Origin of the sequence: Amycolatopsis sp. NBC_00355 (genome assembly GCF_036104975.1) — a bacterium.
In the GTDB taxonomy this organism is placed as follows: Bacteria; Actinomycetota; Actinomycetes; order Mycobacteriales; family Pseudonocardiaceae; genus Amycolatopsis.
This window is the reverse complement of the sequence record NZ_CP107982.1, coordinates 3,524,895-3,551,168: the sequence shown is the minus strand read 5'-3', so window position 1 is coordinate 3,551,168 and position 26,274 is coordinate 3,524,895. Positions and strand designations below refer to the sequence as shown.

At 70.9% G+C, this 26,274-nt stretch carries 23 protein-coding genes; 11 read left to right on the top strand and 12 right to left on the bottom strand.

The features are described 5' to 3' along the window. Positions 1 to 17: 17 nt before the first annotated feature. Positions 18 to 2,879 (top strand): excinuclease ABC subunit UvrA, encoded by a 2,862-nt coding sequence (gene uvrA, locus OHS18_RS15205; protein WP_328617489.1) that lies wholly within the window; start codon positions 18 to 20, stop codon positions 2,877 to 2,879. A gap of 3 nt (positions 2,880 to 2,882) precedes the next feature. Here the strand turns inward: uvrA and OHS18_RS15200 are convergent, their stop codons facing one another. Next, positions 2,883 to 3,464 carry a fibronectin type III domain-containing protein gene (locus OHS18_RS15200; RefSeq protein WP_328617488.1) on the bottom strand — a complete coding sequence of 194 codons (582 nt, stop codon included), beginning with the start codon at positions 3,462 to 3,464 and terminating at the stop codon, positions 2,883 to 2,885. Between the two features lie 222 nt (positions 3,465 to 3,686). Here OHS18_RS15200 and OHS18_RS15195 point away from each other — a divergent pair, with 222 nt between their 5' ends. The 4 genes from OHS18_RS15195 to OHS18_RS15180 all read left to right on the top strand — a co-directional run bounded on the left by OHS18_RS15195 (position 3,687) and on the right by OHS18_RS15180 (position 6,047). Then, on the top strand, positions 3,687 to 4,181 hold the full coding sequence (locus OHS18_RS15195) for a COG4315 family predicted lipoprotein (protein ID WP_328458869.1): 495 nt from the start codon (positions 3,687 to 3,689) through the stop codon (positions 4,179 to 4,181). Between the two features lie 144 nt (positions 4,182 to 4,325). Further along, positions 4,326 to 4,877 carry a sigma-70 family RNA polymerase sigma factor gene (locus tag OHS18_RS15190; protein ID WP_205661062.1) on the top strand — a complete coding sequence of 184 codons (552 nt, stop codon included), beginning with the start codon at positions 4,326 to 4,328 and terminating at the stop codon, positions 4,875 to 4,877. Beyond that, on the top strand, positions 4,874 to 5,599 hold the full coding sequence (locus tag OHS18_RS15185; protein WP_328452237.1) for an anti-sigma factor family protein: 726 nt from the start codon (positions 4,874 to 4,876) through the stop codon (positions 5,597 to 5,599). Before OHS18_RS15190 ends, OHS18_RS15185 begins: the two co-directional genes overlap by 4 nt. A gap of 4 nt (positions 5,600 to 5,603) precedes the next feature. Continuing rightward, the gene (locus OHS18_RS15180) at positions 5,604 to 6,047 is read left to right on the top strand and encodes an SRPBCC family protein (protein ID WP_328617487.1); all 444 of its coding nucleotides are present in this window, start codon (positions 5,604 to 5,606) and stop codon (positions 6,045 to 6,047) included. Between the two features lie 65 nt (positions 6,048 to 6,112). Here OHS18_RS15180 and OHS18_RS15175 read toward each other — a convergent pair whose 3' ends face one another. Then, positions 6,113 to 7,531, bottom strand: coding sequence for a DHA2 family efflux MFS transporter permease subunit (locus tag OHS18_RS15175; protein ID WP_328617486.1), 1,419 nt, complete (start codon positions 7,529 to 7,531; stop codon positions 6,113 to 6,115). A gap of 105 nt (positions 7,532 to 7,636) precedes the next feature. On the opposite strand from OHS18_RS15175, the gene OHS18_RS15170 reads away from it, so the two are divergent. Beyond that, positions 7,637 to 8,038, top strand: a complete 402-nt coding sequence (locus OHS18_RS15170) for a winged helix-turn-helix transcriptional regulator (protein WP_328617485.1) — start codon at positions 7,637 to 7,639, stop codon at positions 8,036 to 8,038. 206 nt (positions 8,039 to 8,244) lie between these two features. Here OHS18_RS15170 and OHS18_RS15165 read toward each other — a convergent pair whose 3' ends face one another. After that, on the bottom strand, positions 8,245 to 9,612 hold the full coding sequence (locus OHS18_RS15165; protein WP_328452244.1) for a cation:dicarboxylate symporter family transporter: 1,368 nt from the start codon (positions 9,610 to 9,612) through the stop codon (positions 8,245 to 8,247). Between the two features lie 91 nt (positions 9,613 to 9,703). On the opposite strand from OHS18_RS15165, the gene OHS18_RS15160 reads away from it, so the two are divergent. Together OHS18_RS15160 and OHS18_RS15155 are read left to right on the top strand one after the other, a co-directional pair. Beyond that, a complete protein-coding gene (locus tag OHS18_RS15160) occupies positions 9,704 to 11,341 on the top strand; it encodes a sensor histidine kinase (RefSeq protein ID WP_328617484.1) in 1,638 nt (545 codons plus the stop codon). Next, the gene (locus OHS18_RS15155) at positions 11,338 to 12,006 is read left to right on the top strand and encodes a response regulator (RefSeq protein WP_328617483.1); all 669 of its coding nucleotides are present in this window, start codon (positions 11,338 to 11,340) and stop codon (positions 12,004 to 12,006) included. Before OHS18_RS15160 ends, OHS18_RS15155 begins: the two co-directional genes overlap by 4 nt. Positions 12,007 to 12,025: 19 nt before the next feature. Here OHS18_RS15155 and OHS18_RS15150 read toward each other — a convergent pair whose 3' ends face one another. Continuing rightward, the gene (locus OHS18_RS15150) at positions 12,026 to 12,475 is read right to left on the bottom strand and encodes a MarR family winged helix-turn-helix transcriptional regulator (RefSeq protein WP_328617482.1); all 450 of its coding nucleotides are present in this window, start codon (positions 12,473 to 12,475) and stop codon (positions 12,026 to 12,028) included. A gap of 79 nt (positions 12,476 to 12,554) precedes the next feature. Here OHS18_RS15150 and OHS18_RS15145 point away from each other — a divergent pair, with 79 nt between their 5' ends. The 3 genes from OHS18_RS15145 to OHS18_RS15135 all read left to right on the top strand — a co-directional run bounded on the left by OHS18_RS15145 (position 12,555) and on the right by OHS18_RS15135 (position 16,141). Then, on the top strand, positions 12,555 to 13,862 hold the full coding sequence (locus OHS18_RS15145; RefSeq protein ID WP_328617481.1) for an amidohydrolase family protein: 1,308 nt from the start codon (positions 12,555 to 12,557) through the stop codon (positions 13,860 to 13,862). An 88-nt stretch (positions 13,863 to 13,950) separates the two neighbouring features. Next, entirely contained in the window at positions 13,951 to 15,699 is a 1,749-nt protein-coding gene (locus OHS18_RS15140) for a M64 family metallopeptidase (protein ID WP_328617480.1), read from the top strand. A 151-nt stretch (positions 15,700 to 15,850) separates the two neighbouring features. Further along, positions 15,851 to 16,141 carry a hypothetical protein gene (locus OHS18_RS15135; protein ID WP_328617479.1) on the top strand — a complete coding sequence of 97 codons (291 nt, stop codon included), beginning with the start codon at positions 15,851 to 15,853 and terminating at the stop codon, positions 16,139 to 16,141. A 4-nt stretch (positions 16,142 to 16,145) separates the two neighbouring features. On the opposite strand, the gene OHS18_RS15130 is transcribed toward OHS18_RS15135, so the two are convergent. From OHS18_RS15130 to OHS18_RS15095, 8 genes are all read right to left on the bottom strand, one after another. Continuing rightward, entirely contained in the window at positions 16,146 to 17,516 is a 1,371-nt protein-coding gene (locus OHS18_RS15130) for a beta-N-acetylhexosaminidase (protein WP_328617478.1), read from the bottom strand. 1 nt (position 17,517) lies between these two features. Continuing rightward, positions 17,518 to 18,384, bottom strand: coding sequence for a carbohydrate ABC transporter permease (locus tag OHS18_RS15125; RefSeq protein ID WP_328452258.1), 867 nt, complete (start codon positions 18,382 to 18,384; stop codon positions 17,518 to 17,520). After that, positions 18,375 to 19,319: a carbohydrate ABC transporter permease gene (locus OHS18_RS15120; protein WP_328452260.1), complete on the bottom strand. Its 945-nt coding sequence runs from the start codon at positions 19,317 to 19,319 to the stop codon at positions 18,375 to 18,377. Before OHS18_RS15120 ends, OHS18_RS15125 begins: the two co-directional genes overlap by 10 nt. Continuing rightward, positions 19,319 to 20,602: an extracellular solute-binding protein gene (locus tag OHS18_RS15115; protein ID WP_328452262.1), complete on the bottom strand. Its 1,284-nt coding sequence runs from the start codon at positions 20,600 to 20,602 to the stop codon at positions 19,319 to 19,321. Before OHS18_RS15115 ends, OHS18_RS15120 begins: the two co-directional genes overlap by 1 nt. 75 nt (positions 20,603 to 20,677) lie before the next feature. Continuing rightward, on the bottom strand, positions 20,678 to 21,805 hold the full coding sequence (locus tag OHS18_RS15110) for a lactonase family protein (protein WP_328452264.1): 1,128 nt from the start codon (positions 21,803 to 21,805) through the stop codon (positions 20,678 to 20,680). Between the two features lie 78 nt (positions 21,806 to 21,883). After that, positions 21,884 to 23,272: a GntP family permease gene (locus tag OHS18_RS15105; RefSeq protein ID WP_328617477.1), complete on the bottom strand. Its 1,389-nt coding sequence runs from the start codon at positions 23,270 to 23,272 to the stop codon at positions 21,884 to 21,886. Beyond that, entirely contained in the window at positions 23,269 to 24,864 is a 1,596-nt protein-coding gene (locus tag OHS18_RS15100; protein ID WP_328617476.1) for an N-acyl-D-amino-acid deacylase family protein, read from the bottom strand. The genes OHS18_RS15105 and OHS18_RS15100 overlap by 4 nt, the downstream gene beginning before the upstream one ends. Beyond that, positions 24,864 to 26,171 (bottom strand): amino acid deaminase, encoded by a 1,308-nt coding sequence (locus tag OHS18_RS15095; RefSeq protein WP_328617475.1) that lies wholly within the window; start codon positions 26,169 to 26,171, stop codon positions 24,864 to 24,866. The genes OHS18_RS15100 and OHS18_RS15095 overlap by 1 nt, the downstream gene beginning before the upstream one ends. Between the last annotated feature and the right edge of the window lie 103 nt (positions 26,172 to 26,274).

The following is a 26,274-nucleotide window of genomic DNA, read 5'->3' as shown; positions in this document are numbered from 1 at the left end:
ACTGAAGGGACCCTGGCGTGGCTGATCGCCTCGTTGTTCGCGGCGCCCGCGAGCACAACCTCCGCGGCGTGGATCTCGACCTGCCCCGCGACAGCCTGATCGTGTTCACGGGTCTGTCCGGGTCCGGGAAGTCGAGCCTCGCCTTCGACACCATCTTCGCCGAGGGGCAGCGCCGGTACGTCGAGTCGCTGTCCGCGTACGCCCGCCAGTTCCTGGGGCAGATGGACAAGCCGGACGTCGACTTCATCGAGGGCCTCTCGCCCGCGGTGTCGATCGACCAGAAGTCCACCTCGCGCAACCCGCGCTCGACCGTGGGCACGATCACCGAGGTCTACGACTACCTCCGCCTGCTCTACGCCCGCGCCGGCAAGGCCCACTGCCCCAAGTGCGGCGAGCCGATCAGCAAGCAGACCCCGCAGCAGATCGTCGACCAGGTGCTGGAGATGGACGAGGGCGTCCGCTTCCAGGTGCTCGCGCCGGTCGTGCGCGGCCGCAAGGGCGAGTACGTCGACCTGTTCGAGAACCTGCAGCAGCAGGGGTACGCGCGCGTGGTCGTGGACGGCACGGTGCACGCGCTCACCGACCCGCCGAAGCTGAAGAAGCAGGAAAAGCACCAGATCGGCGTGGTGATCGACCGGCTGAGCGTGAAGTCGAGCTCACGCCAGCGGCTCACCGACTCGGTCGAGACGGCGCTGCGGCTGGCCGACGGGCTGATCGAGCTCGAGTTCGTCGACCTGCCGGAGAACGACCCGCAGCGGATCCGCGGCTTCTCCGAGAACCTGGCCTGCCCGAACGGCCACCCGCTGGCCATCGAGGACCTCGAGCCCCGCTCGTTCTCGTTCAACTCGCCCTACGGCGCGTGCCCGGTCTGCACCGGCATCGGCATCCGCAAGGAGGTCGACCCGGAGCTGGTGGTGCCGGACGACGAGCTGTCGCTGGCCGAGGGCGCGATCGCGCCGTGGGCCGGCGGGCAGAGCGCGGACTACTTCGTCCGGCTGCTCGAGTCGCTGTCGGAGACCATCGGCTTCCGGATGGACACGGCGTGGCGCAAGCTGCCCGCGCGCGCCCAGAAGGCGGTGCTGCACGGCGTCGACGAGCAGGTGCACGTCCGCTACAAGAACCGTTACGGCCGCCAGCGGTCGTACTACGCGAACTTCGAGGGTGTCATCCCGTTCCTCGAACGGCGCCAGGAGCAGACCGAGTCCGAGTACATGCGCGAGCGGTACGAGGGCTACATGCGCGAGGTGCCGTGCCCGACCTGCCAGGGCACCCGGCTCAAGCCGGAGATCCTCGCCGTCACGCTGCAGCACAAGACCCGCGGTGACATGTCGATCGCCGAGGTCTGCGGGCTGTCCATCGCCGAGGCGTCGCAGTTCCTCGACGAGCTGGAGCTCGGGCAGCGCGAGTCGATGATCGCCGGGGCGGTGCTCAAGGAGATCCAGGCCCGCCTGCGCTTCCTGCTCGACGTCGGCCTGACCTACCTCTCGCTCGACCGGGGGTCGGCGACGCTGTCCGGCGGTGAGGCGCAGCGCATCCGGCTCGCCACCCAGATCGGCTCCGGCCTGGTCGGCGTGCTGTACGTGCTGGACGAGCCGTCGATCGGCCTGCACCAGCGCGACAACCACCGGCTGATCGAGACGCTGACCCGGCTGCGGAACCTGGGCAACACGCTGATCGTCGTCGAGCACGACGAGGACACCATCCGCTCCAGTGACTGGGTGGTCGACATCGGCCCGGGCGCCGGCGAGCACGGCGGCCACATCGTCCACAGTGGACCGTACAAGAAGATGCTGAAGAACAAGGACTCGATCACCGGGGCGTACCTGTCCGGGCGCCGCAGGATCGACGTCCCGGCGATCCGGCGGCCGATCGACAAGAAGCGGCAGCTGACCGTCGTGGGCGCGCGTGAGCACAACCTGCGGGCGCTGGACGTGTCGTTCCCGCTCGGCGCCCTGGTCTCGGTCACCGGTGTCTCCGGCTCGGGCAAGTCGACGCTGGTGAACGACATCCTCGCGACCGTGCTGGCGAACAAGCTCAACGGCGCCCGCCAGGTGCCGGGCCGGCACACCCGGGTCAACGGCCTGGCCCAGGTCGACAAGCTGGTGCGCGTCGACCAGTCGCCGATCGGGCGGACCCCGCGGTCCAACCCGGCCACCTACACCGGCGTCTGGGACCACGTCCGCAAGCTGTTCGCGGCGACCACCGAGGCCAAGGTCCGCGGCTACCAGCAGGGCCGGTTCTCGTTCAACGTCAAGGGCGGCCGCTGCGAGGCGTGCGCCGGCGACGGCACGATCAAGATCGAGATGAACTTCCTGCCGGACGTCTACGTCCCGTGCGAGGTCTGCAAGGGCGCGCGGTACAACCGCGAGACCCTCGAGGTGCACTACAAGGGCAAGACCGTCTCGGACGTGCTCGACATGCCGATCGAAGAGGCGGCGCAGTTCTTCGAGCCGATCAAGGCGATCCACCGGCACCTGCAGACGCTGGTCGACGTCGGCCTCGGCTACGTCCGCCTCGGCCAGCCGGCGCCGACGCTCTCCGGCGGTGAGGCGCAGCGCGTCAAGCTGGCCAGTGAGCTGCAGAAGCGCTCGACCGGCAAGACGGTCTACATCCTCGACGAGCCGACCACCGGCCTGCACTTCGAAGACATCAACAAGCTCATCGGCGTGATCAACGGGCTGGTCGACAAGGGCAACTCGGTGATCGTGATCGAGCACAACCTCGACGTGATCAAGACGTCCGACTGGATCATCGACATGGGCCCCGAGGGCGGCAACGGCGGTGGCACGGTGATCGCCGAGGGCACGCCCGAGCACGTGGCCGGGGTCGAGGCGAGCTACACGGGCGAGTTCCTGCGCCACGTCCTCGCGGCCGAGTAGGGCTCACCGCTGCTTGCCGGTGGTCTGGTGGACCACCGGCGAGAGCGGCCCGTAGCGCAGCGCCCGCAGGCGGTAGGCGGCGCCCTGTTCACCCGGAAGGGTGGAGAGGGCGCACGTCGTCGTGTCCGGGTCCGTCACCTCGACCGGGTCGAAGTCCGGCGCGCCGGGGCGGCGGATCTCCAGCAGGAACCCGGCCTCGCCCGCCGAGTGGTCGGCCCAGGTGAACGTCACCGTGTCGCCGTCGGCCACCGCGTGCAGCGCCGTCGCGTCCGGGGGCGCCGGCGCGCCCGCGGTCGTCGGCGCCGACACCGGGCCGGTGAACGGCTGCTCCCGGTAGTAGAACGGCGTCTCCGGGATCAGGTCCGGGTGGTGGTAGCTCGTCGTGTGCGGCGGCAGGAACTGCAGCGTCGTCCACGGCCCGGCGGGGTCGTTCGCGTACTCGACCCGATGGCCCGCGTCGTCGTCCGGCCAGTGGAGCACCACGTCGGTGGGAGACGTCAGGGACGCCGTGAAGGAGGGCGCCGGGGCGGCCGCGGCACAGCCCGCGGCCAGGAGCGCCACGCAGAGGAGCGGTTTCACGGACACGGCGGCTCCCGGGACGACGGGGGCGGCGGTGGAACGGTGATCAGCTTAGGAACCCGCCCGCACGGCGACAAGACCGTGCCGATCACCGGAACACACCAATCCGTCCGCGAACCGGCACCGAACCGCGCGAATCCCCGCTGAACCGTTTCGGCCGGGCGTCCGTGTCTGGGATGTCGAGGTCCGCTGAACGGCGGTGCCGCCCTCACCGAGGAGAAGAACGTGATGAACCGTATCCGGACGGCCGTCGTCTGCGCTGCCGCATTCGCTGTCGTGGCCCCGCTGTCGGCCTGCGGCGACATGGCCTCGGGGGCCGTGGGGCCGGAACACGGCCAGCCCGGGCACGTGATGCTGGCCGCCGCCACGGTGGCGGGAGTCGGCGCGGTCGTCACGGACGCCTCCGACAAGACGCTGTACCGGTTCGACAAGGACCTGTCGCAGCCGCCGACGTCCACCTGCGACGGTGAGTGCGCGGCCACCTGGCCGCCGGTGCTCGCCGGTGAGGCCCCGCCGATGCTCAAGGGCATCCAGGACACCCAGGTCGGCACGCTGACCCGCAAGGACGGCAGCAAGCAGCTCACGCTGAACGGCTGGCCGCTCTACGAGTTCTCGGGCGACAAGGCGGAGGGGCAGGCGAACGGCCAGGGCGTCAACGGTGCCTGGTTCGCCGTCGCGCCGGACGGCAGCAAGATCACCGCGCCGGCCGCCGCCGGCTCCTGACCCCAGACGGTTTCCGGGCAAACGAGGAAGGACGGGCAGCCGATGAACACCATGGTCGCGCTGCGCTCGACCCACGCACCGCCGGTGGCGCTGCGGGTTGCAGTACTGTCCTCGCCGACTCAGAACACCGTCGGGAGGACGAGGGTGGCGATCGGAGGCAGGCGGCCGAAGAAGGCCAAGGGCGAAGACCTGATTCGGCAGCTTTACGCCGAACACGGGCGAAGCCTGCTGGCCTACGCGACGAGGCTGACCGGTGATCGTGCGGCAGCCGAGGACGTAGTCCAGGAGACGCTGGTACGGGCGTGGAAACACGCCGACGACCTGCAGAACGACGGGAAGGGCTCGGTGCGCGGCTGGTTGCTGACCGTCGCGCGCAACCTGGTCACCGACCGGGCACGAGCCCGGGCGGCACGGCCACAGGAGGTGGCCGAACCGGCCGAAGGCGTTCCGACGCCGTCCGTCGAACGCGATCACGCCCAGGGCGTGGTCGATTCGATGACGGTGCTCGGCGCGATGGACGGATTGTCCAATGAACATCGAGAGGTCCTGGTGGAGATCTACTACCGGGGACGGACGGTGGCCGAAGCGGCGAGAACACTGGGCGTCGCACCGGGTACCGTGAAATCAAGGTCGTACTACGCACTCAGGGCTCTCAGAGCCGCGATGATCTCGAGCGGAACGGAGGTGGCGCGATGAACGCGGTGGACGAAACACACACTCAGCTCGGCGCGTACGCCCTCGGGGCGCTCGACCCGGCGGAGGCGGCCGACTTCGAACGCCGGCACCTGCAGACCTGCGCTCAGTGCCGGTTCGACCTGAACGAGCTCGTGGCGCTGCGCGAGTCACTCGACGAGGTACCGCCCGAGGCGTTCCTCGACGGGCCTCCGGAGGGTGGGGATCTGCTGCTGCAGAAGACCCTCCGCCGGATGCGCGAAGAGGAGACGGCGGCGCCGGCGCGGACCGCGTCCCGGCCGACGTCCCGCCGGGGCCTCGCCCTGGTCGCGGCGGCGGTGCTGGTGGTGGCCGCGCTCGGTGGCGGGGTGCTCGTGGGCCGGCAGACGGCGCCCACGGACAGCGGCGGCGGGATCGCGGCCCCCGGGTCGGACGTGCCCGGCACGAAGAACGTCGAAGGGCGGGATCCGACGACCGGCGTGCAGCTGGCCGCGTCGGTGGCGCCCTTCGCGGGCTGGGTCAAGGTCAACGTCGCGGTCAAGGGCGTCAAGGCCGGGGAGCAGTGCCTGCTGCAGGTCGTGACGAAGAACGGCCAGGCGGTCACCGCGGGCAGCTGGAAAGTGTCCGAGAAATGGGAGAGCCAGGGCTTCTCGCTCGACGGGTCCGCGCTGGTCGCGCCCGACGACGTGAAGTCGGTCGACATCGTCACGGTGGACGGCCGGAAGCTGGTCTCGGCCCAGGTGTGAGGCCGTGACGGGCGCGCGCTACCGGTTCCGCAGCTCCTGGCTGCTGCCCGGTACCGCGCCCGAGCGGGTGTTCGGCGCGGTCATCGACCTCGCCGGCTACCCGCGGTGGTGGTCGGACGTCCGCACGGTGCGCCGGGTGGACGACGACACCGCCGAACTGGTCTGCCGCTCGCGGCTCCCGTTCCTGCTGGTCGTCCGGATGCACCGCGACCACCAGGACGAGCGGGCGGGCCTGATGCGGGTCAGGCTCAGCGGAGACCTCGAAGGGGTGCTGGCCGGCACGGTCCGCGCGTCGGGCGCGGGGACGCTGCTGGAGATCACCCAGGACGTCCACGCGCGCAAGGCGTTGCTGCGGCGGCTGGACGTGGTCGCCCGGCCACTCTTCCGCGTGAACCACGCGCTGATGATGCGCCGGGGTCACCGGGGTCTGAGCACCTACCTCGCGTGAGCGGGACGGCGGCACGGCCGGGAGAACCCGTGTCGTCGCCCCGATCACGCGTGTCGGCTTCCTGATCACGCGGAACCGGCGACGCACACTTCCCGTTCGGCGGCGGTTCGCCGGGACCGGCGGGCCAGCACCGCCGCGCCGAGCGCGATCGCCGCGATCAGGAATCCCGCGCTCGTCCCGTAGGCCAGCCGGAAGCCCGACGCCAGCGCCTCGCGGTGGTCCACCGAACCCAGACTCGCCGTGCGGGACGCGGCCACCGTGGCGAGCACCGCCGTGCCGATCGCCGCACCTGCCTGCTGCGTGGTGTTGATCAGCCCGGACGCGACCCCCGAGTCCTCCGGCGCGACGTCCGTCATCGCCAGGCCCATCAACGCGGGGATCGCCACGCCGGCGCCGAGACCCATGATCAGCAACGGCGGCAGGACGTCGGTGAAGTAGTTGCCCCGCACGGAAACCCGGGTGAGCAGGAGCAGGCCGGCGATCACCAGGCCGAGGCCGGACAGCAGGGCCACCCGCGGGCCGAACCGGGCCGCGAGCCGGCCCGCGAAGCCGAGCGAGGCGACCGCGATCACCACCGGCACCGGCAGGAACGCGACGCCGGTGCGCAGCGCGTCGAGGCCGAGCACCTGCTGCAGGTACAGCGCGGTGACGAACTGGAAGCCGAGCATCCCGGCGACCATCAGGACCATCACCAGGTTGGCGCCGGTGACCGCGCGGTTCCGGAACAGCCGCAGCGGCAGCAGCGGTGTGCGGGCCTTCGCCTGCCGCACCACGAACGCGGCCAGCAGGACGCCGGACCCGGCCAGCGCACCCCAGGCCGCGGCCGTGATCCCGTAGACGCCGAGCATCACGGCGGCGGTGACCAGCACCGCGCCGAGCGCGTCCAGGCCTGCCCGCAGGCCGGTGCCGCGGTCCGCCTCGACCACGCGGACGGCCAGCACCAGCGCGACGGCGCCGATCGGCAGGTTGACGTAGAACGTCCAGTGCCAGCTCAGCGCCTGGGTCAGGGCGCCGCCCGCGATGAGCCCGATGGACGCGCCCGCGGCTTGCGTGAAGCTGTAGACGCCGATCGCCTTGGCCCGGGCCCGCGGCTCCGGGTACATCGTGACGATCATGCCGAGCACCACGGCCGACGCCAGCGCGCCGCCGACGCCCTGCACGAACCGCGAGACGACCAGGACGGCCGCGTTGTCCGCGAGGCCGGCGGCCAGCGACGCCGCGGTGAACAGGCCCAGCCCGCCGAGGAACACCCGGCGGCGGCCGAGCAGGTCGCCGAGCCGCCCCGACAGCAGGAGCAGGCCGCCGAAGGCGACCAGGTAGGCGGTGACCACCCAGGCGAGCCCGGCGGGCGTGAAGCCGAGGTCGGCCTGGATCGCGGGCAGCGCCACCGCGACGATGCTGCTGTCGAGCACGACCATCAGCGACGCGGCGCACAGCACCGCCAAGGCGAGGCCGCGGGATCGGGTGGGTTGGTTCTCGGCCATGTCAGGCCCCTCCAGTCGCGCGTTTCCCCTGGTCGTCTCCAGGGCACTTCTTGTAACAGTGCCCATCATGTGTGACCATGGGTGCGCCGTGAAGGAGGCACTTCCATGTCCCAGGGGAACATCGATGTACCTGTCCAGGCAGCGGAGGTGGACCCGGAAAAACTCGACGCCTGCACGCTGCTCGAGGTCATCAACCGGGTCAGCGGGAAGTGGGCGATCGGCATCCTGCTGGAGGCCATGCGCGGCCCGGTGCGGTTCACCGAGCTGGAGCGCTCGGTCGAGGGCATCAGCCGCCGGATGCTGACGCTGACCCTGCGCAACCTCGAGCGTGACGGCCTGCTGGTGCGCACGGTCTACCCGACGGTCCCGCCGCGCGTGGAGTACGAGGCCACGCCGATGGCGAAGGAGCTGTACCAGTCCCTGAACGGCCTGCTCGGCTGGGCGGAGCGGCACCGCGAGTCGATCGCAGCGGCCCGCGTCGTCTACGACGGCCACGCCGCCTGCTGAAAGATCTCCCCGCCCGTGTGAAGTTCGCGTGAGGCGATGCATCTTTCCTAGGGAAAGCTCCGTCCCGGGGGCCCTCAGACGCATCTTTCTCGCCGAAAGTGACGCCTTCGGGACGTGGAACGGGCCGCGGTGCGAAGTCGGGGAAACTCGCACCGCGGCCCGTGTGGCTCGTGCTCAGCGGGGGCATGAGCACGAACGTCTGGGGGTTACCTCGCGGGTTCCTTGGCGGCGTCGTCCATGTCGTCGGTGCCGGCCGCGTGGCTGTGCTCGTCGAGCATGGTCGCCTCGTCGAAGGGTTCCTGCCCGGCGAACACGCGCTGGGCCTTCTCCCGGTCGAACTCCTTCGTCCAGTTTCCGATGAGGACGGTCGCGACGGCGTTGCCGGCGAAGTTCGTCAGCGCGCGGGCCTCCGACATGAACCGGTCGATGCCGAGGATGAAGCCGACGCCGTTGACCAGCTCCGGCCGGTGCGACTGCAGGCCGGAAGCCAGCGTCGCGATACCCGAGCCGCTGACGCCCGCCGCGCCCTTCGAAGCGATGATCATGAAGGCCAGCAGGCCGATCTGCTCACCGATCGACAGCGGTTCGTCCTGTGCGGCGGCGATGAACAGCGTCGCCATGGTCAGGTAGATCGCGGTGCCGTCCAGGTTGAACGAGTACCCGGTCGGCACCGTGATGCCGACGACCGACTTGCTGACGCCGACGTGCTCCATCTTCGCGATCAGCCGCGGCAGCGCCGACTCCGAGGACGACGTCGAGAGGATCAGCAGGAACTCGCGCCCGAGGTAGCGCAGCAGGTTCCAGATGAACACGCGGGCACCGAGCCACAGCACGATCCCGAGGATCACGAACACGAAGATCAGGCAGGTGGCGTAGAAGCCGATCATGATCACCGCGAGGCTCTTCAACGCGGCCCAGCCGGTCGCGCCGACCACCGCGGCGATGGCGCCGAACGCGCCGATCGGGGCGGCCCACATGATCATGGACAGGACGCGGAACACCAGACGCTGGATGTGCTCGATGCCGCGCAGGATCGGGGCGCCCTTCGGGCCCAGCTTCTGCAGCGCGAACCCGACGAACAGCGCGACCAGCAGCGCCTGCAGGACCTCACCGTCGGTGAAGGCCGAGACGAACGTCTTCGGGATGATGCCGAGCAGGAAGTCGACCGGGCCTTCGGCGCCGGTGGCGGACTTCTGGACGCTCTTCACGTCGGCCGGGTTGAGGTGCAGGCCGGTGCCCGGGTGCAGGATGTTGCCGACGACCAGGCCGATCGCCAGGGCGAAGGTCGACATGATGATGAAGTAGAACAAGGCCATCAGACCGACCTTGCCGACCTTGGCCGCCTTCGCGACCGAGCCGACGCCGATCACGATGGTGCAGAAGATGATCGGCGTGATCATCATCTTGATCAGGTTGACGAAGCCGTCACCGAGGGGCTTGAGGCCCTTGGCGAAGCCGGGGAACAGGAAACCCACCAGGATCCCGAGTGCCACCGCGACGATCACGGCCAGGTACAGGTAGTGGGTCTTGTCCCGCTTGCGCGGGGTCTCCTCGGTTGTCGGTGGGGTCGGCACCGTTGCCTCCAGCTCAGGGGTGTTCCAGGTTGCGGCACACTGTAGGCCCACCGAGGTGACCCGGCTCACTTGTGTTCATTGAGTTCGCGCGATGATCGCACCGTCCCGTTCGGACACCCGGGCGCCGGTGTGCTGGTATGAGGAGGTGTCCCCGACGTCGTCCCGCTGGAGCCTGGCGCGCCAGCTGCTCGTGCTGCAGCTGGTGGTGCTCTGCGTGCTCGCCGGCGCCGGGATCACGTTCGCCTACCTCGACGCGTCGCGGGCGACCGACCAGAACGCCAAGGACCAGGTACGCGCCGTCGCCGCGACGGTGGCCGACGCGCCGTCCGTCATCGCCGCGGTGGACACGCCGGACCCGAGCGTCACGCTGCAGCCGTTCGCACTGGAGGTGCAGGCCGACACCGGCGTCGACTTCATCACGATCATGAGCCCGGCCGGGATCCGCTTCACCCACCCGAACCCGGCCTTGATCGGGCAGCACTACATCGGGAACATCGCGCAAGCGCAGGGCGGGCAGCCGTACACGGAGACCTACACCGGCTCCCTCGGCCCGTCGATCCGGACGGTGGTGCCGGTGTTCGGCCCGGGGCAGCGGGTGATCGCGCTGGTCGCCGTCGGGATCACCGTCGCGGCGATCTCGGCCGAGCTGCGCGAACGGCTCTGGCCGCTGTTCGGCGTCGCGGGCGCGGTGTTGCTGGTGGGCGCGCTCGGCGGCTGGCTGATCAGCGCCCGGCTGCGACGCCAGACGCGCGGGATCGCGCCCGGCGAGCTGAGCAACCTGTTCGAGTACCACGAAGCCGTGTTGCATTCGGTCCGCGAAGGCGTGCTGCTGGTGGGGCGCGACGGGCGGATCGGGCTGTGCAACGACGGCGCGCGTGTCCTGCTCGGACTCGACGCCGATCCGGCCGGCCGGGAGCTGACCGCGCTGGGCCTGCCCGGCGAACTGGTGACGGCCTTCGGCTCGGCCGAAACCCGCGCCGAGGAACTGCACCTGACCGACGCGCGGGTGCTGCTGGTCAGCACGACCGCCGTCCGCGCGGGCGGCCGGGCGCAGGGCACCGTCGTGGTCCTGCGCGACCACACCGAACTGCAGACGCTGACCGGGGAGCTGACCACCGCCCGCGGTCTCGCGGAGGCGTTGCGGTCGCAGGCGCACGAGGCCGCGAACCGGTTGCACACCGTGGTTTCCTTGGTGGAGATCGGCAAACCCGAGCAGGCCGTCGAGTTCGCGACGGCCGAGCTCGCCCTCGCGCAGGAACTGACCGACCGCGTCGTCGGCGCCGTCGCCGAACCGGTGCTCGCCGCGCTGTTGCTGGGCAAGGCGGCCGAGGCGAGCGAACGCGGGGTGGAGCTGACGATCACGCCGGACACGATGATCGACGACGCGACCCACGGTGTCGCCGCGCGCGACCTCGTCACCATCCTCGGCAACCTGATCGACAACGGCATCGACGCCGCGGGCCACGGCTCCGGCCGGCCCGCGGTGGTCGTCACCGCCCGGTCCGACGTGGACGAACTGCTGCTGCGCGTCGCCGACACCGGACCGGGCGTCCCCGACGACGCCGACGTCTTCCGCCGCGGCTGGTCGACGAAGGCGGGGGAGGGTCACGGGCTCGGGCTGGCGCTCGTCGGGCAGGCGGTGCGCCGCTACGGCGGTACGGTCGAGGTCGGGCGGGACGGCGGCGCGGTGTTCACCGTGCGGCTCCCGCGGCAGGAGGCGGACCGGTGATCCGGGTACTGGTGGTGGAGGACGAACCGGTGGCCGCCGAGGCGCACCGCGTCTACGTCGAACGGCTCTCCGGGTTTTCCGTGGCGGGCGTGGTCCATTCCGGCGGCGACGCGCTGCGGTTCTGCGAACGCGAGCCGGTCGACCTGGTACTGCTGGACTTCTACCTCCCGGACACCCACGGCCTCGCGGTCTGCCGCTCGCTGCGCGCGGCCGGGCTGCCGATCGACGTCATCGCCGTGACGTCGGCGCGCGACCTCGGCCTGGTGAAGGCCGCCGTGTCGGTCGGTGTGGTGCAGTACCTGCTCAAGCCGTTCACTTTCGCCACCCTGCGCGAAAAACTGGAGCGCTACACCGAATTCCGCGACGCGTCCGGCGAGGTCTCCGGCCAGGCCGAGATCGACCGCGCCCTGGGAACCCTGCGCACGACCGAGCAGCCACCGCTGCCGAAAGGCATGAGCGTCCGGACCCTGGAGGCGATCACCGACGCCTTGGGCGGCGCGGCGGAAGGCCTGTCCGCCGGTGCGGCGGCCGCGGCGATCGGCGCGTCCCGCGTCACGGCCCGCCGGTACCTGGAGTACCTGGCGGACAACGGGATGGCGCACCGCGAGCCGCGCTACGGCCAGGTCGGCCGGCCCGAGGTCTGGTACCGCCTGACCCGCGCGTGACGACGGCGCGGCGCGGGCGTCACGGCTCCAGGTGGCCGGCCAATTGCTCACTCCAGGCCCGGATGGCGGTGGCCTGCTCGGGCGTGAGGGTGTCGAGGAAGTAGCGGCGGATGTTGCCGGCGTGCCCGGCGACGGCGGCCCGCGCGGCGCGGTCGCCTTCGGCGGTCAGCCCGACCCGCGTGCGGCGGCCGCCGGTCCCGGACTCCGTCCGCGCCACGAAACCGCGGTGCTCCATCCGGGTCAGCTGGTGCGACACGCGGCTCTTCTCCCAGTCGAGGGACGCGCCGAGTTCGCTGACGCGCAGCTCGTGGCCGGGAGCGCGGTGCAGGGTCATCAGCACGCTGAACTCGGCCTTCGAAATGCCGGAGTCGCGTTGCAGGCCGCGGTCGAGCTCGCGGGCGAGCAGGCGCTGGGCCTGCGTCCAGGCGTGCCAGAACTCCCACTCGTCGGGGGCCAGCGACTCGGTCATGACCGGAGCGTACCCGAAAGTTGACGCGTCAACTGCGTGCGTCCTACAGTTGACGCGTCAACTAACGGAAGAGGGAACCATGGGAACTCTGGTGCGCGGCGGCACGGTGCTCAGCGTCGACCGGGCGATCGGTGATCTGCCGCGCGGCGACGTGCTCGTCGAGGACGGCCGGATCCGCGCCGTCGGCGAGCGCCTCGACGCGCCGGACGCGGACATCCTCGACGCGACGGGAATGCTGGTGCTGCCCGGTTTTGTCGACACCCACCGGCACACCTGGCAGGCGGTGTTCCGCGGGCTCGGCGCGGACTGGACGTTCGCCGAGTACGGCCGGGCGACGCACGGCGTGCTGCGGCCGCTCCACCGGCCGGAGGACGTGTACGTCGGTACCCGGCTCGGCCGCCTGGAAGCGCTGCACTCGGGCGTCACCACCCTGCTGGACTGGTGCCACTGCACCGACACCCCCGCGCACGGCGACGCGGCCCTCGACGCGCTCGGTCGGACGCCCGGACGCAGTGTTTTCTGTTACGGCGCGGGTGTTGCCGCGGACGGCCCGGTCGCCGCCGAACTCGCCCGGATGCGCGACCGGGTCCCCGGTGACGACGCTCTGGTGACGATGGCGGCGGGTCTGCGCGGCCCGCAGCGGACCAGCATCGAGAACACCGCCGCCGACGTCGCCGCGGCCCGCGATCTCGGGCTCCGGGTCAGCGTGCACGCCCACGTCCGTGCCGGCCGCCGGCCGGTCGCCGCCATGGGGGAGCACGGGTTGCTCGACGACCGGACGACGATCGTGCACGGCAACGGCCTCGACGACGACGAGCTGGCGATGCTGGCCGACGCGGGCTGTTCGGTGTCGATCAGCCCCGACGTCGAACTGAAGATGGGCTTCGGCTGGCCGGAAACCGGCCGGATGCTCGCCGCGGGCATCCGGCCGACGCTGTCCGTCGACGACTGCCTGTCGGCCGGCGGCGACATGTTCTCGACCATGCGCACCGCGCTCGGCGTGCAGCGCGGACTCGACACGGCCCAGGGCAGGCCGCCGTCGCTGACCGCCCGCGACGTGCTCGAATTCGCCACCCTCGACGGCGCCCGCGCCCTCGGGCTCGGCGACCGGATCGGCAGCATCACCCCGGGCAAACAGGCCGACCTCGTGCTGCTGCGCGCCGACGACCTGACGCTGTTCCCGGTCAACCACCCGGTCGGCGCGATCCTGTCCGCCGGACATCCGGGACTCGTCGACACGGTGCTCGTCGCCGGCGAAGTCGTCAAACGCGGTGGTGTGCTGGTCGGCGTCGACCTCGACGAGCTGCGGGAACGCACGCTGCGCTCCCGCGCGCGGATCGCCGCGGCCGCCGGCGTCCCTCTCGACGGATCGTGGCTCCCCGTATAACGCCCTGTAACGCTGCCCGACTTCCGGGGGTTCCGGTGGGGAAAGCATTGCGGTACAACGGCAACCTGCCGATGAAGGGGAAAGCCGCATGCGGAACTGGGCCGGTCTCGTCGCGGTGGTGCTGCTGCTGGTGGGGGTCGCCACCCCGGCGCGCGCCGACGAACCCGCGGGCACCGTCACCGAAGTCCAGGTGACCGGGCCGGTCGCGCAGCGGTTCAACCTCGTCGTCCTCGGCGACGGTTACACGGCCGCCGAGCAGCCGAAGTTCCACGCGGACGTCGCGCGGCACATGAACACGCTCTGGTCGCTCGAGCCGTTCAAGTCCTACCGCAGCTACTTCAACGTCTACGCCGTGTCCATCGCCTCGCCCGAGTCCGGTGTGGACTGTGACCCGGGGCTGGACGCGCCGCAGCGGAACACGCCGCTGAACATGGGGTTCTGGGGTGGTTGTGACGCCGGGAGCGTGCAGCGGCTGCTGACCGTCGACGACGCGGCCGCCCAGCGGTACGCCGACCTCGTGCCCGGCACGACCAAGGCCAACCGGCAGATCCTCGCGCTGGGCAACAGCGAAACCTACGGCGGCGCGGGTGGCACGTACGCGACGGCGTCCGGCGGGAACGCGCTGTCGGCGCTGATCTCCCCGCACGAACTCGGCCACTCGCTCGGCGGACTGGACGACGAGTACGACTACTACGCGCGCAATGTTCCGGGCGGGGCGTACGAAGGCGGCGAGCCCGCGTCGATCCACCACACCACGCTGACCGAGCGGCAGATGCGCGACCAGCACGCGAAGTGGTATCGGTGGCTCGGCGAACCCAGCGCGTCCGGCGGCACGATCGGGCGTTACGAAGGCGGGCTCTACACGCAGACCGGCGTCTGGCGGCCCAGCGCGCACTCGATGATGAAGACCCTCGGTTACGCCTACGACCAGGTCGGCCGCGAACGGATGACCCAGCGGATCTCCGCGAAGGTGCCGCTGCTCGGCGACGGGACCCCGGCGGGCACGATCGGCGCCGACCGCGTCGTGTGGGTCCGCACGATGCACCCGGTCGACCACCGCCTCGACGTCACCTGGACCCTCGACGGCCGTCCGGTGCGCGGTTCCGACGCGCTCGACCTGCGGCAGGCCCACGTAGCGCCGGGACGGCACACGCTGACGGCGAAGGTGACCGACCCGACGTCGTTCGTCCGCGACCCGGCGGCCCGGCCCACGGCGACCCGTACGTGGACGGTCGACACGTCGGTGACCACCGCGCCTTCCGGCGGCCCCGCGGTCGTGGGGTCGACGCCGACCTCGCTGCCGGTCGGCGGGCACGACGTCGTCTACGTCGAGACGGGCGAGCCGACCGGCTCGATCCCGCCGGTGTCGTGGAAGCTCGACGGCCGCCCGGCCGGCAGCGGCCCGGACTTCGCGCTGCACTCGGCATCCGGCGCGCACACGCTCACGGCGACCACCGGCGGCACGACGCTGACCTGGGCGGTGGACGCGTCGGGCCCGACGACGACGGCCGAGCTGCCGCCCGGGCGCGAGTACCACGGTTCGTTCACGATGCGCCTGACATCGTCCGACGGAATGCCGGAGTTCCGCGTGGACGGCGACGGCTGGCACAAGTACTTCGGCTGGCCGACGGACCCGAACGCGCCGTACCTGTTCACCCCGCGCGGCACGGAGATCGACGGCCTGGCGTACGGCAACCTCGGCCCGGGCGGCCTGACGGTCTCGCCGTTCTCGTCCCGCACGCCGGGTTACGGCCACCACCGCATCGAGTACCGCTCGATCGACGCGGCGGGCAACGTGGGCCCGACCCGCTCGGTGACGGTGACGCTGCTGCCGTGAGCCGAGTCATCCACAGACGGTTCGGAATGTGGACAACTCGGCCCGCAGACCGGCTTTCGGCCGGTTCCGTCGGCACCCGCCGATAGACTGGACCGGGGACGCCCCCCCCGAGAGGGTGGGGGCTGCTCTGGGAGGGCAGGAACCCGCGCCGGTGGAGCGATCACCCCGGGAGTCCCGAGGAGAGGGCGGCAACCGGATGATGGATGGCGGCGAGTTCCGCGCCAGGCTGATCGCTTCCGTGGAAGCCGGTCTGGACGTTCTCGAGATCAGGCCGCTCCTCGTCGAGCAGCTCGAGCGCGGCGTGAAACGCGAAGACCTGTACCAGGAGCTTCTCTACACGATCCTCTTCTTGCGCGCCGAAGGCCGGGAGAAAGACGAGGACGCCGTGGCCGACGCGGCCGACCTGCTCACCGAGTGGGTACTGCCGGAGTATCGGCTGTAAACCGTCAGCGCGGCCGGCCCGGCACCCCCGGCCGGGTCTGCCACGGCAGTGGCCCGTCCAACGGCCGGTACTCCACACCGAGCGCGTCCAGCCGCGGCAGGTGGTGGTCCCGCAGCCGAGGCAGGAACTCGGCATAGTCCCGGGGCCCGCTGCTCCACGCCACCTCCGCAAAAGCCGACAGCCGCGGGAAAGCCATGTAGTCCACCCGCCGCACGCTGTCCAAGTGCTCGCTCCACACCTGGGCCTGCACACCCCGCAGCCGCGGACCGGTCAACGCCGGCTCGTACGCGTAGACGTCCTCCAGGGTGTGCACCTCGCCGACCGGGATCGGCTCGTCCGGGTGCGGCGACTGGCGGTGGTCCAGGTACACGTGCTGCTCGGGGCACATCACGACGTCGTGCCCGGCCGCGGCGGCCTGCTGGCCGGCGGTCTCGTTCTGCCAGGAGCCGATCACCATCGGGGGCAGGCCGCCGATGTCGAGGACCTCGTCCCAGCCCATCGGCGTCCGGCCGCGGGACACCAGGTGCTCGGCCAGCAGCCGGACGAACTCGCGGTGCTCGCCGGTCGCTCCCGGCGTCTCGTCGCCGCCCAGGGCGATCACCCGCGACGGGAAGATCTCCAGCAGATGGTCGAACACCCGGCGGAAGAAGTCCAATGTGGACTTCGTCGGCGAAAGCAGCGAAGTGCTGATGCCCCAGGCGGTCCAGATCTCGTAGGACTCCTCAGTGCCCAGTGAAGGGTAGGCCGCCAGCGCCGCGCGCGCGTGGCCCGGGATGTCGATCTCCGGCACCACCGTGATCGCGCGCTCGGACGCGTAAGCCACGATTTCGCGCAGGTCGTCGCCCGTGTAGAAGCCGCCGTGCGGACGGCCGTCCTGCGCGCCCCCGCTGCCGGCCATCGACGACGGCCGCCAGCCGCCCACCGACGTCAACCGGGGAAACGCCGGAACCTCGAAGCGCCAGCCCTGGTCGTCGGTCAGGTGCAGGTTCAGCACGTTCAGCTTGTGCGCCGCCAGCAGATCGACGAACCGCAGCACCTCGGCCTTGGTCCGGAAGTGCCGGGCGACGTCGAGCAGGCAGCCGCGCCAGCCGAACCGCGGCTGGTCCTCGATGACCCCACACGGGATCGAGAGGGACCCGCCGAGCGAAGCCGCGCGGAACGCGTCAGGTCCGGCGAGCTGCCGCAACGTCTGCCGCCCGTAGAACTCCCCGGCGGCGTCGGCACACGACAACACGACCCCGGACGGCGAGATCTCCAACCGGTAGCCCTCCGCGGGCAGGTCTCCGGCACGAACGTCCACAGAGGACGGCCACGGGCACGAACCCGCCGCGGGCGTCACCGAAACCGGGCGGGGGAGCAGTGCGTCGAAAGACATGTCAGCCCTTCACGGCGCCGGCCATGCCGGACACCAGCCGTCGTTGGACGAGGACGAAGAACACCAGCACCGGGATGGTCATCAGGGTGGACGACGCCATCACCGCGCCCCAGTCGGTGTCCTCCGGCTTGAAGAACACCAGGATCGCCTGCGGCAGCGTCTGGTTCTCGGTCTTGGAGATGATGAACGTCTTGGCGAACAGGAAGTCGTTCCACGCGTGGATGAACGCCAGCACGCTCACCGCCACCAGACCGGGCGCGACCAGTGGGAACAAGATCTGCCAGGTGAACCGCATCCGCGACGCGCCGTCGATCTTCGCCGCCTCTTCGAGCTCCACCGGTACCGCCGCGACGAACCCGCGCAGCATCCAGATCGCGAACGGCAGGCTGAACGCCAGGTGCACCAGTACCAGCGAACCCAGCTCGTTCAGCCCGAACGCCGGTGCCACGCCGCCGATCTGGCGCATCAGGAAGAACAAGGGGATGGTCAGCGCCTCCACCGGCACCATCTGCGCCACCAGGATCATCACCAGCAGCACGGTCCGGCCCTTGAACGAGAACCGCGTCAGCGCGACCGCCGAAAGGAACGACAGCAGCAGCGACAGCACCACGACGACCAGCGCCACCACCAGGCTGTTCAGGAAGAACCGCCCGAAGCCGGACACCGTGAGCACCCGCTGGAAGTTGTCGAACGACGGGCTGAACGTCCACGGCTTCGGGTTCGCCGACTGGATCTCGCCCGGTGGCTTGAACGCCGAGAGCAGCATCCAGTACAGCGGGAACGCGACGATCCCGGCGATCACGACCGTGACGATCTCGGCGATCAGCCGGCCGGGACGGCGAACGCGGCGTCGCGGGATCACAGCCATGCCGCGCTCCGGCGCTGCGAGCGGACGTAGAGCCCGGTGACCGACAGCAGCAACAGCGTCATGACGACTCCGATCGCCGAGCCCAGGCCGTATTCCTGACCGGCGAAGGCCTGCTGGTAGGCGTAGACGTTGAGGACCAGGTTGCGCCCGGCGACCCCGCCGCCGTTGGTCATCACGTAGATCTGGGTGAACACCTTGAAGTCCCAGATGATCGACTGGACGGTGGCGATCATCAGCAGCGGCCGCACCATCGGCAGCACGATCGTCCACGTCGAGCGCCACGCCGACGCGCCGTCGAGCGACGCGGCTTCGAGCACCTCGTCCGGGATGCCCTTGATCCCGGCGTACATCGTCACCATGACGAACGGGAACGAGCACCAGATCACCTCGGCGGCGACCAGGCCGAACGCGCCGAGCGTGCCGAACGTCCAGGAGTGGTGCTCGAAGGGCAGCCCGATGCCCGAGAGCACCTCGTTGACCAGGCCGAAGTCGGTGTCGAAGAGGAACAGCCAGACGTAGGAGCCGGCGATCGCCGGGGTCGACCACGCGCCGAGCGCGGCGAGGAACAGCAGCGTCCGGGGGAGCGAGCGCACCCGGCTCGCGAGGACCGCGAGCCCGGTGCCGACCAGCAGGCCGCCGAGCACGCAGGCCGCGGCGAACCCGATCGTGTTGCCGAGCACCGTCCAGAACTGCACCTGCGAGAGCAGGTCGGCGTAGTTCGCGAAACCTAGGTACACCAGCGGCGCGTTGCCCGCGGCCTGTGGCTGGCCGTAGTCGTAGAACGAGATCAGGACCAGCTCGTAGATCGGGTACGCGAGCAGCGCGGCGAGCAGGATCCCCGCGGGCAGCAGGTACAGGATCGCGGCCCGGCCGTCCCGCCGCCGTCGCGGCGCCTTGACGCGCGTCGCGACGGGACGGACTTGCTGTGCCACCACTACCCGAAGGCCTTGTCCATCGCGGCGGCGGCGTCGCTCAGCGCGGCGGCCGGATCCTTGCCGCCGGTGGCGACCTGCTGCACGGCGGTCGGCAGCACGTTCTGGCTGTCGATCTTGGACCACGCCGGCGTCGCCGGGACGAACTTCGTGCCCGCCTTGAGGGTGTCGACGAACGGCTTGAGGAACGGGTCGTTCGCGGCGATCTTCTGCTGGACGGTGCTCAGCGTCGGCAGGTTGCCCATCGCGGTGTACATCTTCTCCTGGTACTTCGCGCCGCCGAGCAGCTCGATGAACTCCAGCGCCAGGCCGCGGTGCTTGCTGGCGTTGAAGACGCCCAGCAGGTTGCCGCCGGCGAACGCCGGGGCGACGCTGCCCGCCGTGGTGCCCGGGATCGGCACGACCGCGTACTTGCCCTTGACCGCGCCCTGGTCGACGGCCTTGCGGTTGAAGTCGCCGCCGATCGTCATCCCGGCCTTGCCGCCGGCGAACGCCGTGACGCTCTGCGTGCCGGTCAGGTTCGCGCACTGCGCGGGCGGGCAGATGTCGTCCTTGAGCAGGTTCGCGTACTGCGTGAGGCCGGCCCTGGCCTGCTCACCGGTCACCGCCGACTTCCACTTGCCGTCGCTCTCCTGCGCCAGCTCGCCGCCGTTGGCCCAGAGGAACGGCAGCATCGCGTAGGTGTACTTGCCGCCGACGGAGATGCCGTAGAGATCGGGCTTCGCGGCGCGGATCCTGCGGGCGTCGTCGGTCAGCTCGGAGAGCGTCGTCGGCGGCGTGAGGCCCAGCTCGGTGAAGACGTCGGTGCGGTAGTACAACGCGCGGATGCCGGTGTACCAGGGCAGGCCGTAGGTCTTGCCGCCGGACTTCGCCGTGTCGACGACGGTCGGGATGAGGTCCTTGCCCTCGCTCCACGACGCGAGGTCGCCGGTCAGGTCGGCGAGCGCGCCGGTGGCGGCGTAGCTGGAGACGTCCGTGTTGCCGAACTCGGCGGCGTCCGGGGCGCTCGCCGGATCGGTGAAGGCGCCGGAGAACTTGTCGGCGCGGCCTTCGACCGGCACCCACTGGACGTCGACCTCGACGCCCTGGTGCGCGGCCTTGAACTCGGTGATCGCGTCCTTGACCGCCGCCTCCTTCGGCGCGCGGTTGGCTTCGTCGAACAGCCAGACGCGGACGGTGCCGGTCTTGTCGTCCCCGCCGTTGCTCGCGGGCGCGGACTGGGTGGGGGCGCAGCCGGCCAGCAACGCGAGGCCGGCGACGACGGGCAGGGTGCGGCGCAGTCTCATGGGTCCCTCCAGTGGGGTGCGCTCGTGAGTGGTTAGGGCGGTTAGAACCGCCCTAACCACTCACGAGGCTGGTGCTCAGACGAAGTAGGTGGAGTTGACGCTGCCGACGGCCAGGCTTCCGGCGACGGCGCCGGGCAGGCCGGTGGCAGGGTCGCGAGGCAGCCAGGTGACGGTGCCGGAGCGCTGGTTCGCGACGTAGAACCAGGCTTCGGCCGGGTCGAGGGACACGTGCCGCGGCCAGTTGCCGCCACTGGACACAGTGGACACCAGCTTGAGCGTGGCGCCGCCGCCGGAGACGGCGAACGTGGCCAGGGTGTTGGGCCCGCGGACGGTGGCGTAGACGAACTTCCCGTCGCGCGACACGGCGATCTCGCCGGGGTACAGGTCGCCGGTGCTGCCCGCGGGCACCGCCGGGACGACCGACAGGGCCTTCAGCGTGCCTGCCGCGGCGTCCCAGCTCGCCACCGTGATCTCGGGACGCAGCTCCTGCACGATGTAGGCGAACTTCCCGGTGGGGTCGAACACGAGGTGCCGCGGCCCGGCGCCGGTGGGCAGCTTCAGCTGCTGGTGCTGCGAAAGCTTCCCGGTGGCGACGTCGAGCGTGTAGACGTACACCGAGTCCGCGCCGAGGTCGACCGAGAGGACCCAGCGGCCGCTCGGGTCGTTGACGACCTGGTGCGCGTTCGGCGCGCGGTCGGTTCCCCGGTGCTGGGCCAGATCCGTGGCGGTGCCGAGTTTCCCGCCGGCCAGGATCGGCAGCACCACGACGCTGCCGGTGCCGTAGTTGGCCGCCAGCACGAACTTCCCGCTCGAGTGCACGCTCAGGTGCGTCGGCGCGCTGCCCTTCGACGAGACCTTGTTGAGCGGCTTCGGGTTCGTGACGTCGGTGATGTCCAGCGCCGAGACGAAGCCGTTCGGGTCACCTTCGTTGGTGACGTACAGCGTCTTGCCGTCGGCGCCGCGGCCGAACCAGGACGTGTCGCTGATCCCCGGCACCGTGCGGACCCGGGTCAGCGCGGCGCCGGAACGGCTCGTGACGTCCAGGCCGTGGCCGTCCGCTCCGGTGGTGTAACTGCCGACGTACACCGTGGCTCCAGCGGTGCAGACCTGCGCGGCGGCGGACGCGAACTGCGCGCCGAGGACGGTGGCGGCGCCGGCGGCACCGGCCGCGCCGAGGAACGTGCGACGGGAAAGCTCGGCCATCGTGGTGTCTCCCAAGGGTATCGGTGACGGCGAACGTGGCGGCGTATCGGTCCAGTGTAGTCGAAAATCGCTTGTGGTCTAGACCACGAGCATGGCCAGTGCGGCGACCGCGAAGCCCGACACCGAAAGCACCGTCTCCAGCGCGGTCCACGTCTTCAGCGTCTCCGGGACGGTCATTCCGAAGTAGCGCGAGACGATCCAGAACCCGCCGTCGTTGACGTGCGAGGCGATGATCGACCCGGCCGAGATGGCCACGACGATGAGCGCCAGCTGTGCCTGGGAGTAGTGCAGCTCGGCGACGGTCGGCGCGACGATGCCACTCGTGGTCACGATGGCCACCGTCGCGGATCCCTGGGCGATCCGCATGCCGCAGCTGATCACGTACGAGGCGAGGATCACCGGCAGGCCGGCGTCCCCCAGCGACTTGGCGACGGCGGTGCCGATGCCGGTGGCCGAGAGCACCGCGCCGAAGAACGCGCCCGCGCCGACGACCAGCAGGATCATCGCGACCGGCCGCAGTGCCGCGGCGGACAGCTCGCCGAGCTGCTTGCCGTTGATCCCCCGCCGGTGCCCGAGCAGCCACGACGCCAGGAGTACCGCGATGGTCAGCGCGACGGCGGGCGTCCCGATGAACGCGGCGACCCCGGCCAGCGTCGAGCCCTTGGGCAGCCAGATGCTGCCGAACGTGCCGGCCAGGATCAGCACCAGCGGCACCGCGATGATGCCGCCGACCAGGCCGAGCGACGGCGGGTTCTCGTGCTCGTCGTCGGCGCCGCCCAGGTCCGCGAACTCCTCGGGGATCTTGATGTCGATCTTCTTGCCGATCCACGTCGAGTACAGGATGCCGCCGACGAACCACGCCGGGATGCCGCAGATGGCCCCCATCAGGATGATCCAGCCGAGGTCGACGTGCAGCAGCCCGGCGGCCGCGACCGGCCCGGGGTGCGGCGGCAGGAACGCGTGCGTGATCGACAGGCCGGCCAGCAGCGGCAGGGCGTAGAGCACCAGCGAGCGGCCGCCCTGCTTGGCGGCGGCGTAGACCAGCGGCGCGAGCACGAAGATGCCGATGTCGAAGAACACCGGGATGCCGAAGATCAGGCCCGACACGCCCATCGCGAGCGGGGCGCGCTTTTCGCCGAACGCCCGCAGCAGCGACGACGTCAGCACGCGGGCGCCGCCGGACTTCTCCAGGATCGACCCGAGCAGGGTGCCGAGCCCGATGATCGCGGTGATGTGCCCGAGGATGCTGCCGAACCCCTTTTCCAGCAAGGAGTCCGACGTCTTCTGGGCGGTGCCGACGAGGGTGCCGACCGGCAGGCCGGCGGCGAGCGCGGTGAGCAGGCTGACCACGATCAGGGCGATGAACGGCTCGACCTTGACGTTGATGATCAACAGCAACAGCAGGGCGATCGAGACGGCGGCGAGGGTGAGGAGCCCGCCCGTGGTGTGTTGCAGCCAGTGGATCATCGGGTTCTCCCGGGATTGCGCAGGGACGCACCGGCGAGGGCGCCGGTGGGACGGCCGTCGTCGAGGGCGGCGACGCCGTTGACGAACACGTGCGTGAAACCCGCGGCGGCCTGCCGCGGGTCGTCGAAGGTGGCGGTGTCGGTGACCGACTCCGGGTCGAACAGGACGAGATCGGCGGCGTACCCGGCGCGGACGAGCCCGCGGTCGGTCAGCCGCAGCCGGCGCGCGGCCCGCCCGGTGAGGTGGGCGACGCACTCGGCGAGGTCCAGCACGCCCAGTTCGCGGACGTACCGGGCCAGGTAACGGGGGAACGTGCCCCAGGCCCGCGGGTGCGGGCGGGCGCCGACGAGCAGGCCGTCGCTGCCGCCGGTGTGCGTCCGGTGGCGCATGATCGCCTGGACGTTCTCCTCGTGCCCGACGTGCATCAGGCACGACGTGCCGAGGCGCTCGTCGAGCAGCGTGTCGAAGTACAGTGCCGCCGGTTCGCGGCCCGCGGCGCGCGCCGAACCGGCGACACTGTGCCCCACCAGGTGGGCGTTGTGGTCGTTGCGGACGCCGTTGATCTCGATGGCGTCCCAGTCGATCGGGACGCCGTGCGCGCCGTCCGAACCGGACTCCTCGATCTCGGCCCGGATCCGCTCGCGGGTGTCCGCATCGGACAACCGGGCCAGGGTGGCGTCGAGCCCGCCTTCGGTGGCCCAGCTGGGCAACAGTGCGGACAGGTAGGTCGCGCCCGGCAGGTACGGGTAGGTGTCGAGGGTGACGTCGCAGCCGTCGTCGAGCGCCTCGTCCAGCAGCTTCAGCAGGTCGGGCGCCTTGCCCTTGTTCACCGAGAAGTTCATCGTCGCGTGGGCCAGGTGCAGCGGGCAGCCCGACCGCCGGGAGACGTCGATCATCTCGGCGAACGCCTCCAGTGCGCCCTTGCCGTAGCTGCGGTGGTGCGGGCTGTAGAAGCCGCCGCCTTCGCCGACCACGCGGCACAGCTCGACCAGTTCGCCAGTGTCCGCGTACATCCCCGGGGTGTAGGTGAGGCCCGACGACATCCCCATTGCGCCCTCGGCCAGGCCGGTCGCGACGAGTTCCTTCATCCGCGTCAGCTCGGCGTCGGTGGCCGGGCGGTCGTCCCAGCCGACGGCGAGCATCCGCACGGTGCCCTGCGGCACGAGGTAGGCGGCGTTGACGGCGACGCCCTGGTCCAGGCGGTCGAGGTACTCGCCGACCGAGCGCCAGTTCCAGTCGAAGCCCGCCGGGTCGTCGTTCCAGCCCGCGAGCTGCTGGCGCAGCGCCGCGAGGACGACGTCGTCGACCGGCGCGTAGGACAGCCCGTCCTGGCCCAGCACCTCGGTGGTGACGCCCTGGGTGATCTTGGCCGGGTGGTCCGGGTTGGCCAGCAGCTGCAGGTCGGAGTGCGAATGCATGTCGATGAACCCGGGTGCGAGCACCAGGCCGTCGGCGTCGATGTTCCGGTTCCCGGCCAGCGAACCGGCTTCCGCGACACTGGCGATCCGGCCGCCGGTGATGCCGACGTCGTGGCGCGTGAGCGCGTCCCCGGTGCCGTCGGCGACCAGTGCGCCGCGGAAGACGACGTCCATCAGAACCACGTCCGGACGAGGTCGACGACGGTTTCGCCGTCGGCCGCCGTCAGCGGCAGGAGCGGCCACTTGTCGAAGACCGTGCACGGGTGCGAGAGGCCGAGCCCGATCCAGTCGCCGACCTCGACCGGCGACCCGGCGGGCAGCGTGAGGAAGGTGTGCTGGTCGTTCATCTTCGTGATGACGTGGTTTTCGAGAGGTTCCGCGGGGCCGCGCGGGGTGCGGCGCAGCTGCGGCTCCGGCATGCCTTCGTCGAACGAGGCGTCCCGCTTGCCGATGGTCAGCAGCGCGAGGGTGTCCGACGGCTTGGACGTCACCTGGGCCCACGCCCGCAGGGCCGGGCGGAACGACTCGACGCCGTCGATGCGCGGGTGCTCGCCGAGCGGGGAGATCTCGCGGTAGAAGCCGTCGTCGTGGGTGATGTAGGCGCCGCTGCGCAGCACCGGGAGCACGTCCAGGCCGTCCGGCCACGGCTTGGTGAGTTCGTTCGCCACCTGGTCGAAATACGCGCTGCCGCCGGCGGTGACGATGATCTGGCCTTCGAGGAGTCCCTTGTCCGCGAAAGTGATCGCGAGGTCACGCAGACCGTCCACATAGGAGCTGATCTTGGTGAGCGCGGCGTCGTCGGTGCCGTGCGAGAGCGCGCCCTCGTAACCGCCGGTGCCGCGCAGCCGCAGCGCCGGGCTGGCGTGCACCGCTTCCGCGACGGACAGCGCGGTCGCGGTGTCGCGGACGCCGGTGCGGCCGCCGTCGGCGCCCAGCTCGAGGAGGACGTCCACCGGCCGCCCGGTGCCTTCGAGAGCCTCGGTCATCAGCTCCACGCCGCGGACGGAGTCGACCCAACAGATGAATTCGAACGAGGGATCGGCGGCCAGCTCGGCCGCCAGCCAGCGCAGGCCGCTCGGGTCGAGAAGCTGGTTGGCCAGCAGGATCCGCGAGACGCCGAACGCGCGGTAGATCCGCAGGTGCCCGGCGTTGGCGCAGGTGAAGCCCCACGCGCCGTGCTCGATCTGGCGGGCGAACAGCTGCGGGGCCATCGTCGTCTTGCCGTGCGGGGCGAGCACGACGCCGCGGGCGGCGCACCAGGCGGCCATCGTCCGCAGGTTGTGTTCGAGGGCTTCGTCGTCGAGCACCACGAAGGGCCCGAAGAACCCGTCGGTGAACAGGTTGAGCCGCCGCTCCGCGGCCTCGCCCAGCGTGAGCCCGCTCAGTGCGGGCGCGGCCGAGCGGAACCGCCAGTCGACGCGCTCCTGGTGGAGGGCGTCGAGCGCGGCGGTGTCGATCGAGCAGGGGGCGGGTGTGTTCATCGGCGGCGACCTCGGTTGCGTATGTTGCAACGACTGTTGCGCATTTTGAGTGCCATAGGTGTAGCATCCGGGTCGCCACAGGTCAACGGGGTGAACGACAGGG

Coding starts and splice junctions, on each gene's coding strand:
- OHS18_RS15195 (WP_328458869.1), top strand. CDS start 3,687: ATGAACCGTATCCGGACGGCCGTCGTCTGCGCTGCCGCATTCGCTGTC.
- OHS18_RS15185 (WP_328452237.1), top strand. CDS start 4,874: ATGAACGCGGTGGACGAAACACACACTCAGCTCGGCGCGTACGCCCTC.
- OHS18_RS15175 (WP_328617486.1), bottom strand. CDS start 7,531: ATGGCCGAGAACCAACCCACCCGATCCCGCGGCCTCGCCTTGGCGGTG.
- OHS18_RS15170 (WP_328617485.1), top strand. CDS start 7,637: ATGTCCCAGGGGAACATCGATGTACCTGTCCAGGCAGCGGAGGTGGAC.
- OHS18_RS15160 (WP_328617484.1), top strand. CDS start 9,704: ATGATCGCACCGTCCCGTTCGGACACCCGGGCGCCGGTGTGCTGGTAT.
- OHS18_RS15150 (WP_328617482.1), bottom strand. CDS start 12,475: ATGACCGAGTCGCTGGCCCCCGACGAGTGGGAGTTCTGGCACGCCTGG.
- OHS18_RS15145 (WP_328617481.1), top strand. CDS start 12,555: ATGGGAACTCTGGTGCGCGGCGGCACGGTGCTCAGCGTCGACCGGGCG.
- OHS18_RS15140 (WP_328617480.1), top strand. CDS start 13,951: ATGCGGAACTGGGCCGGTCTCGTCGCGGTGGTGCTGCTGCTGGTGGGG.
- OHS18_RS15130 (WP_328617478.1), bottom strand. CDS start 17,516: ATGTCTTTCGACGCACTGCTCCCCCGCCCGGTTTCGGTGACGCCCGCG.
- OHS18_RS15125 (WP_328452258.1), bottom strand. CDS start 18,384: ATGGCTGTGATCCCGCGACGCCGCGTTCGCCGTCCCGGCCGGCTGATC.
- OHS18_RS15115 (WP_328452262.1), bottom strand. CDS start 20,602: ATGAGACTGCGCCGCACCCTGCCCGTCGTCGCCGGCCTCGCGTTGCTG.
- OHS18_RS15110 (WP_328452264.1), bottom strand. CDS start 21,805: ATGGCCGAGCTTTCCCGTCGCACGTTCCTCGGCGCGGCCGGTGCCGCC.
- OHS18_RS15105 (WP_328617477.1), bottom strand. CDS start 23,272: ATGATCCACTGGCTGCAACACACCACGGGCGGGCTCCTCACCCTCGCC.
- OHS18_RS15100 (WP_328617476.1), bottom strand. CDS start 24,864: ATGGACGTCGTCTTCCGCGGCGCACTGGTCGCCGACGGCACCGGGGAC.
- OHS18_RS15095 (WP_328617475.1), bottom strand. CDS start 26,171: ATGAACACACCCGCCCCCTGCTCGATCGACACCGCCGCGCTCGACGCC.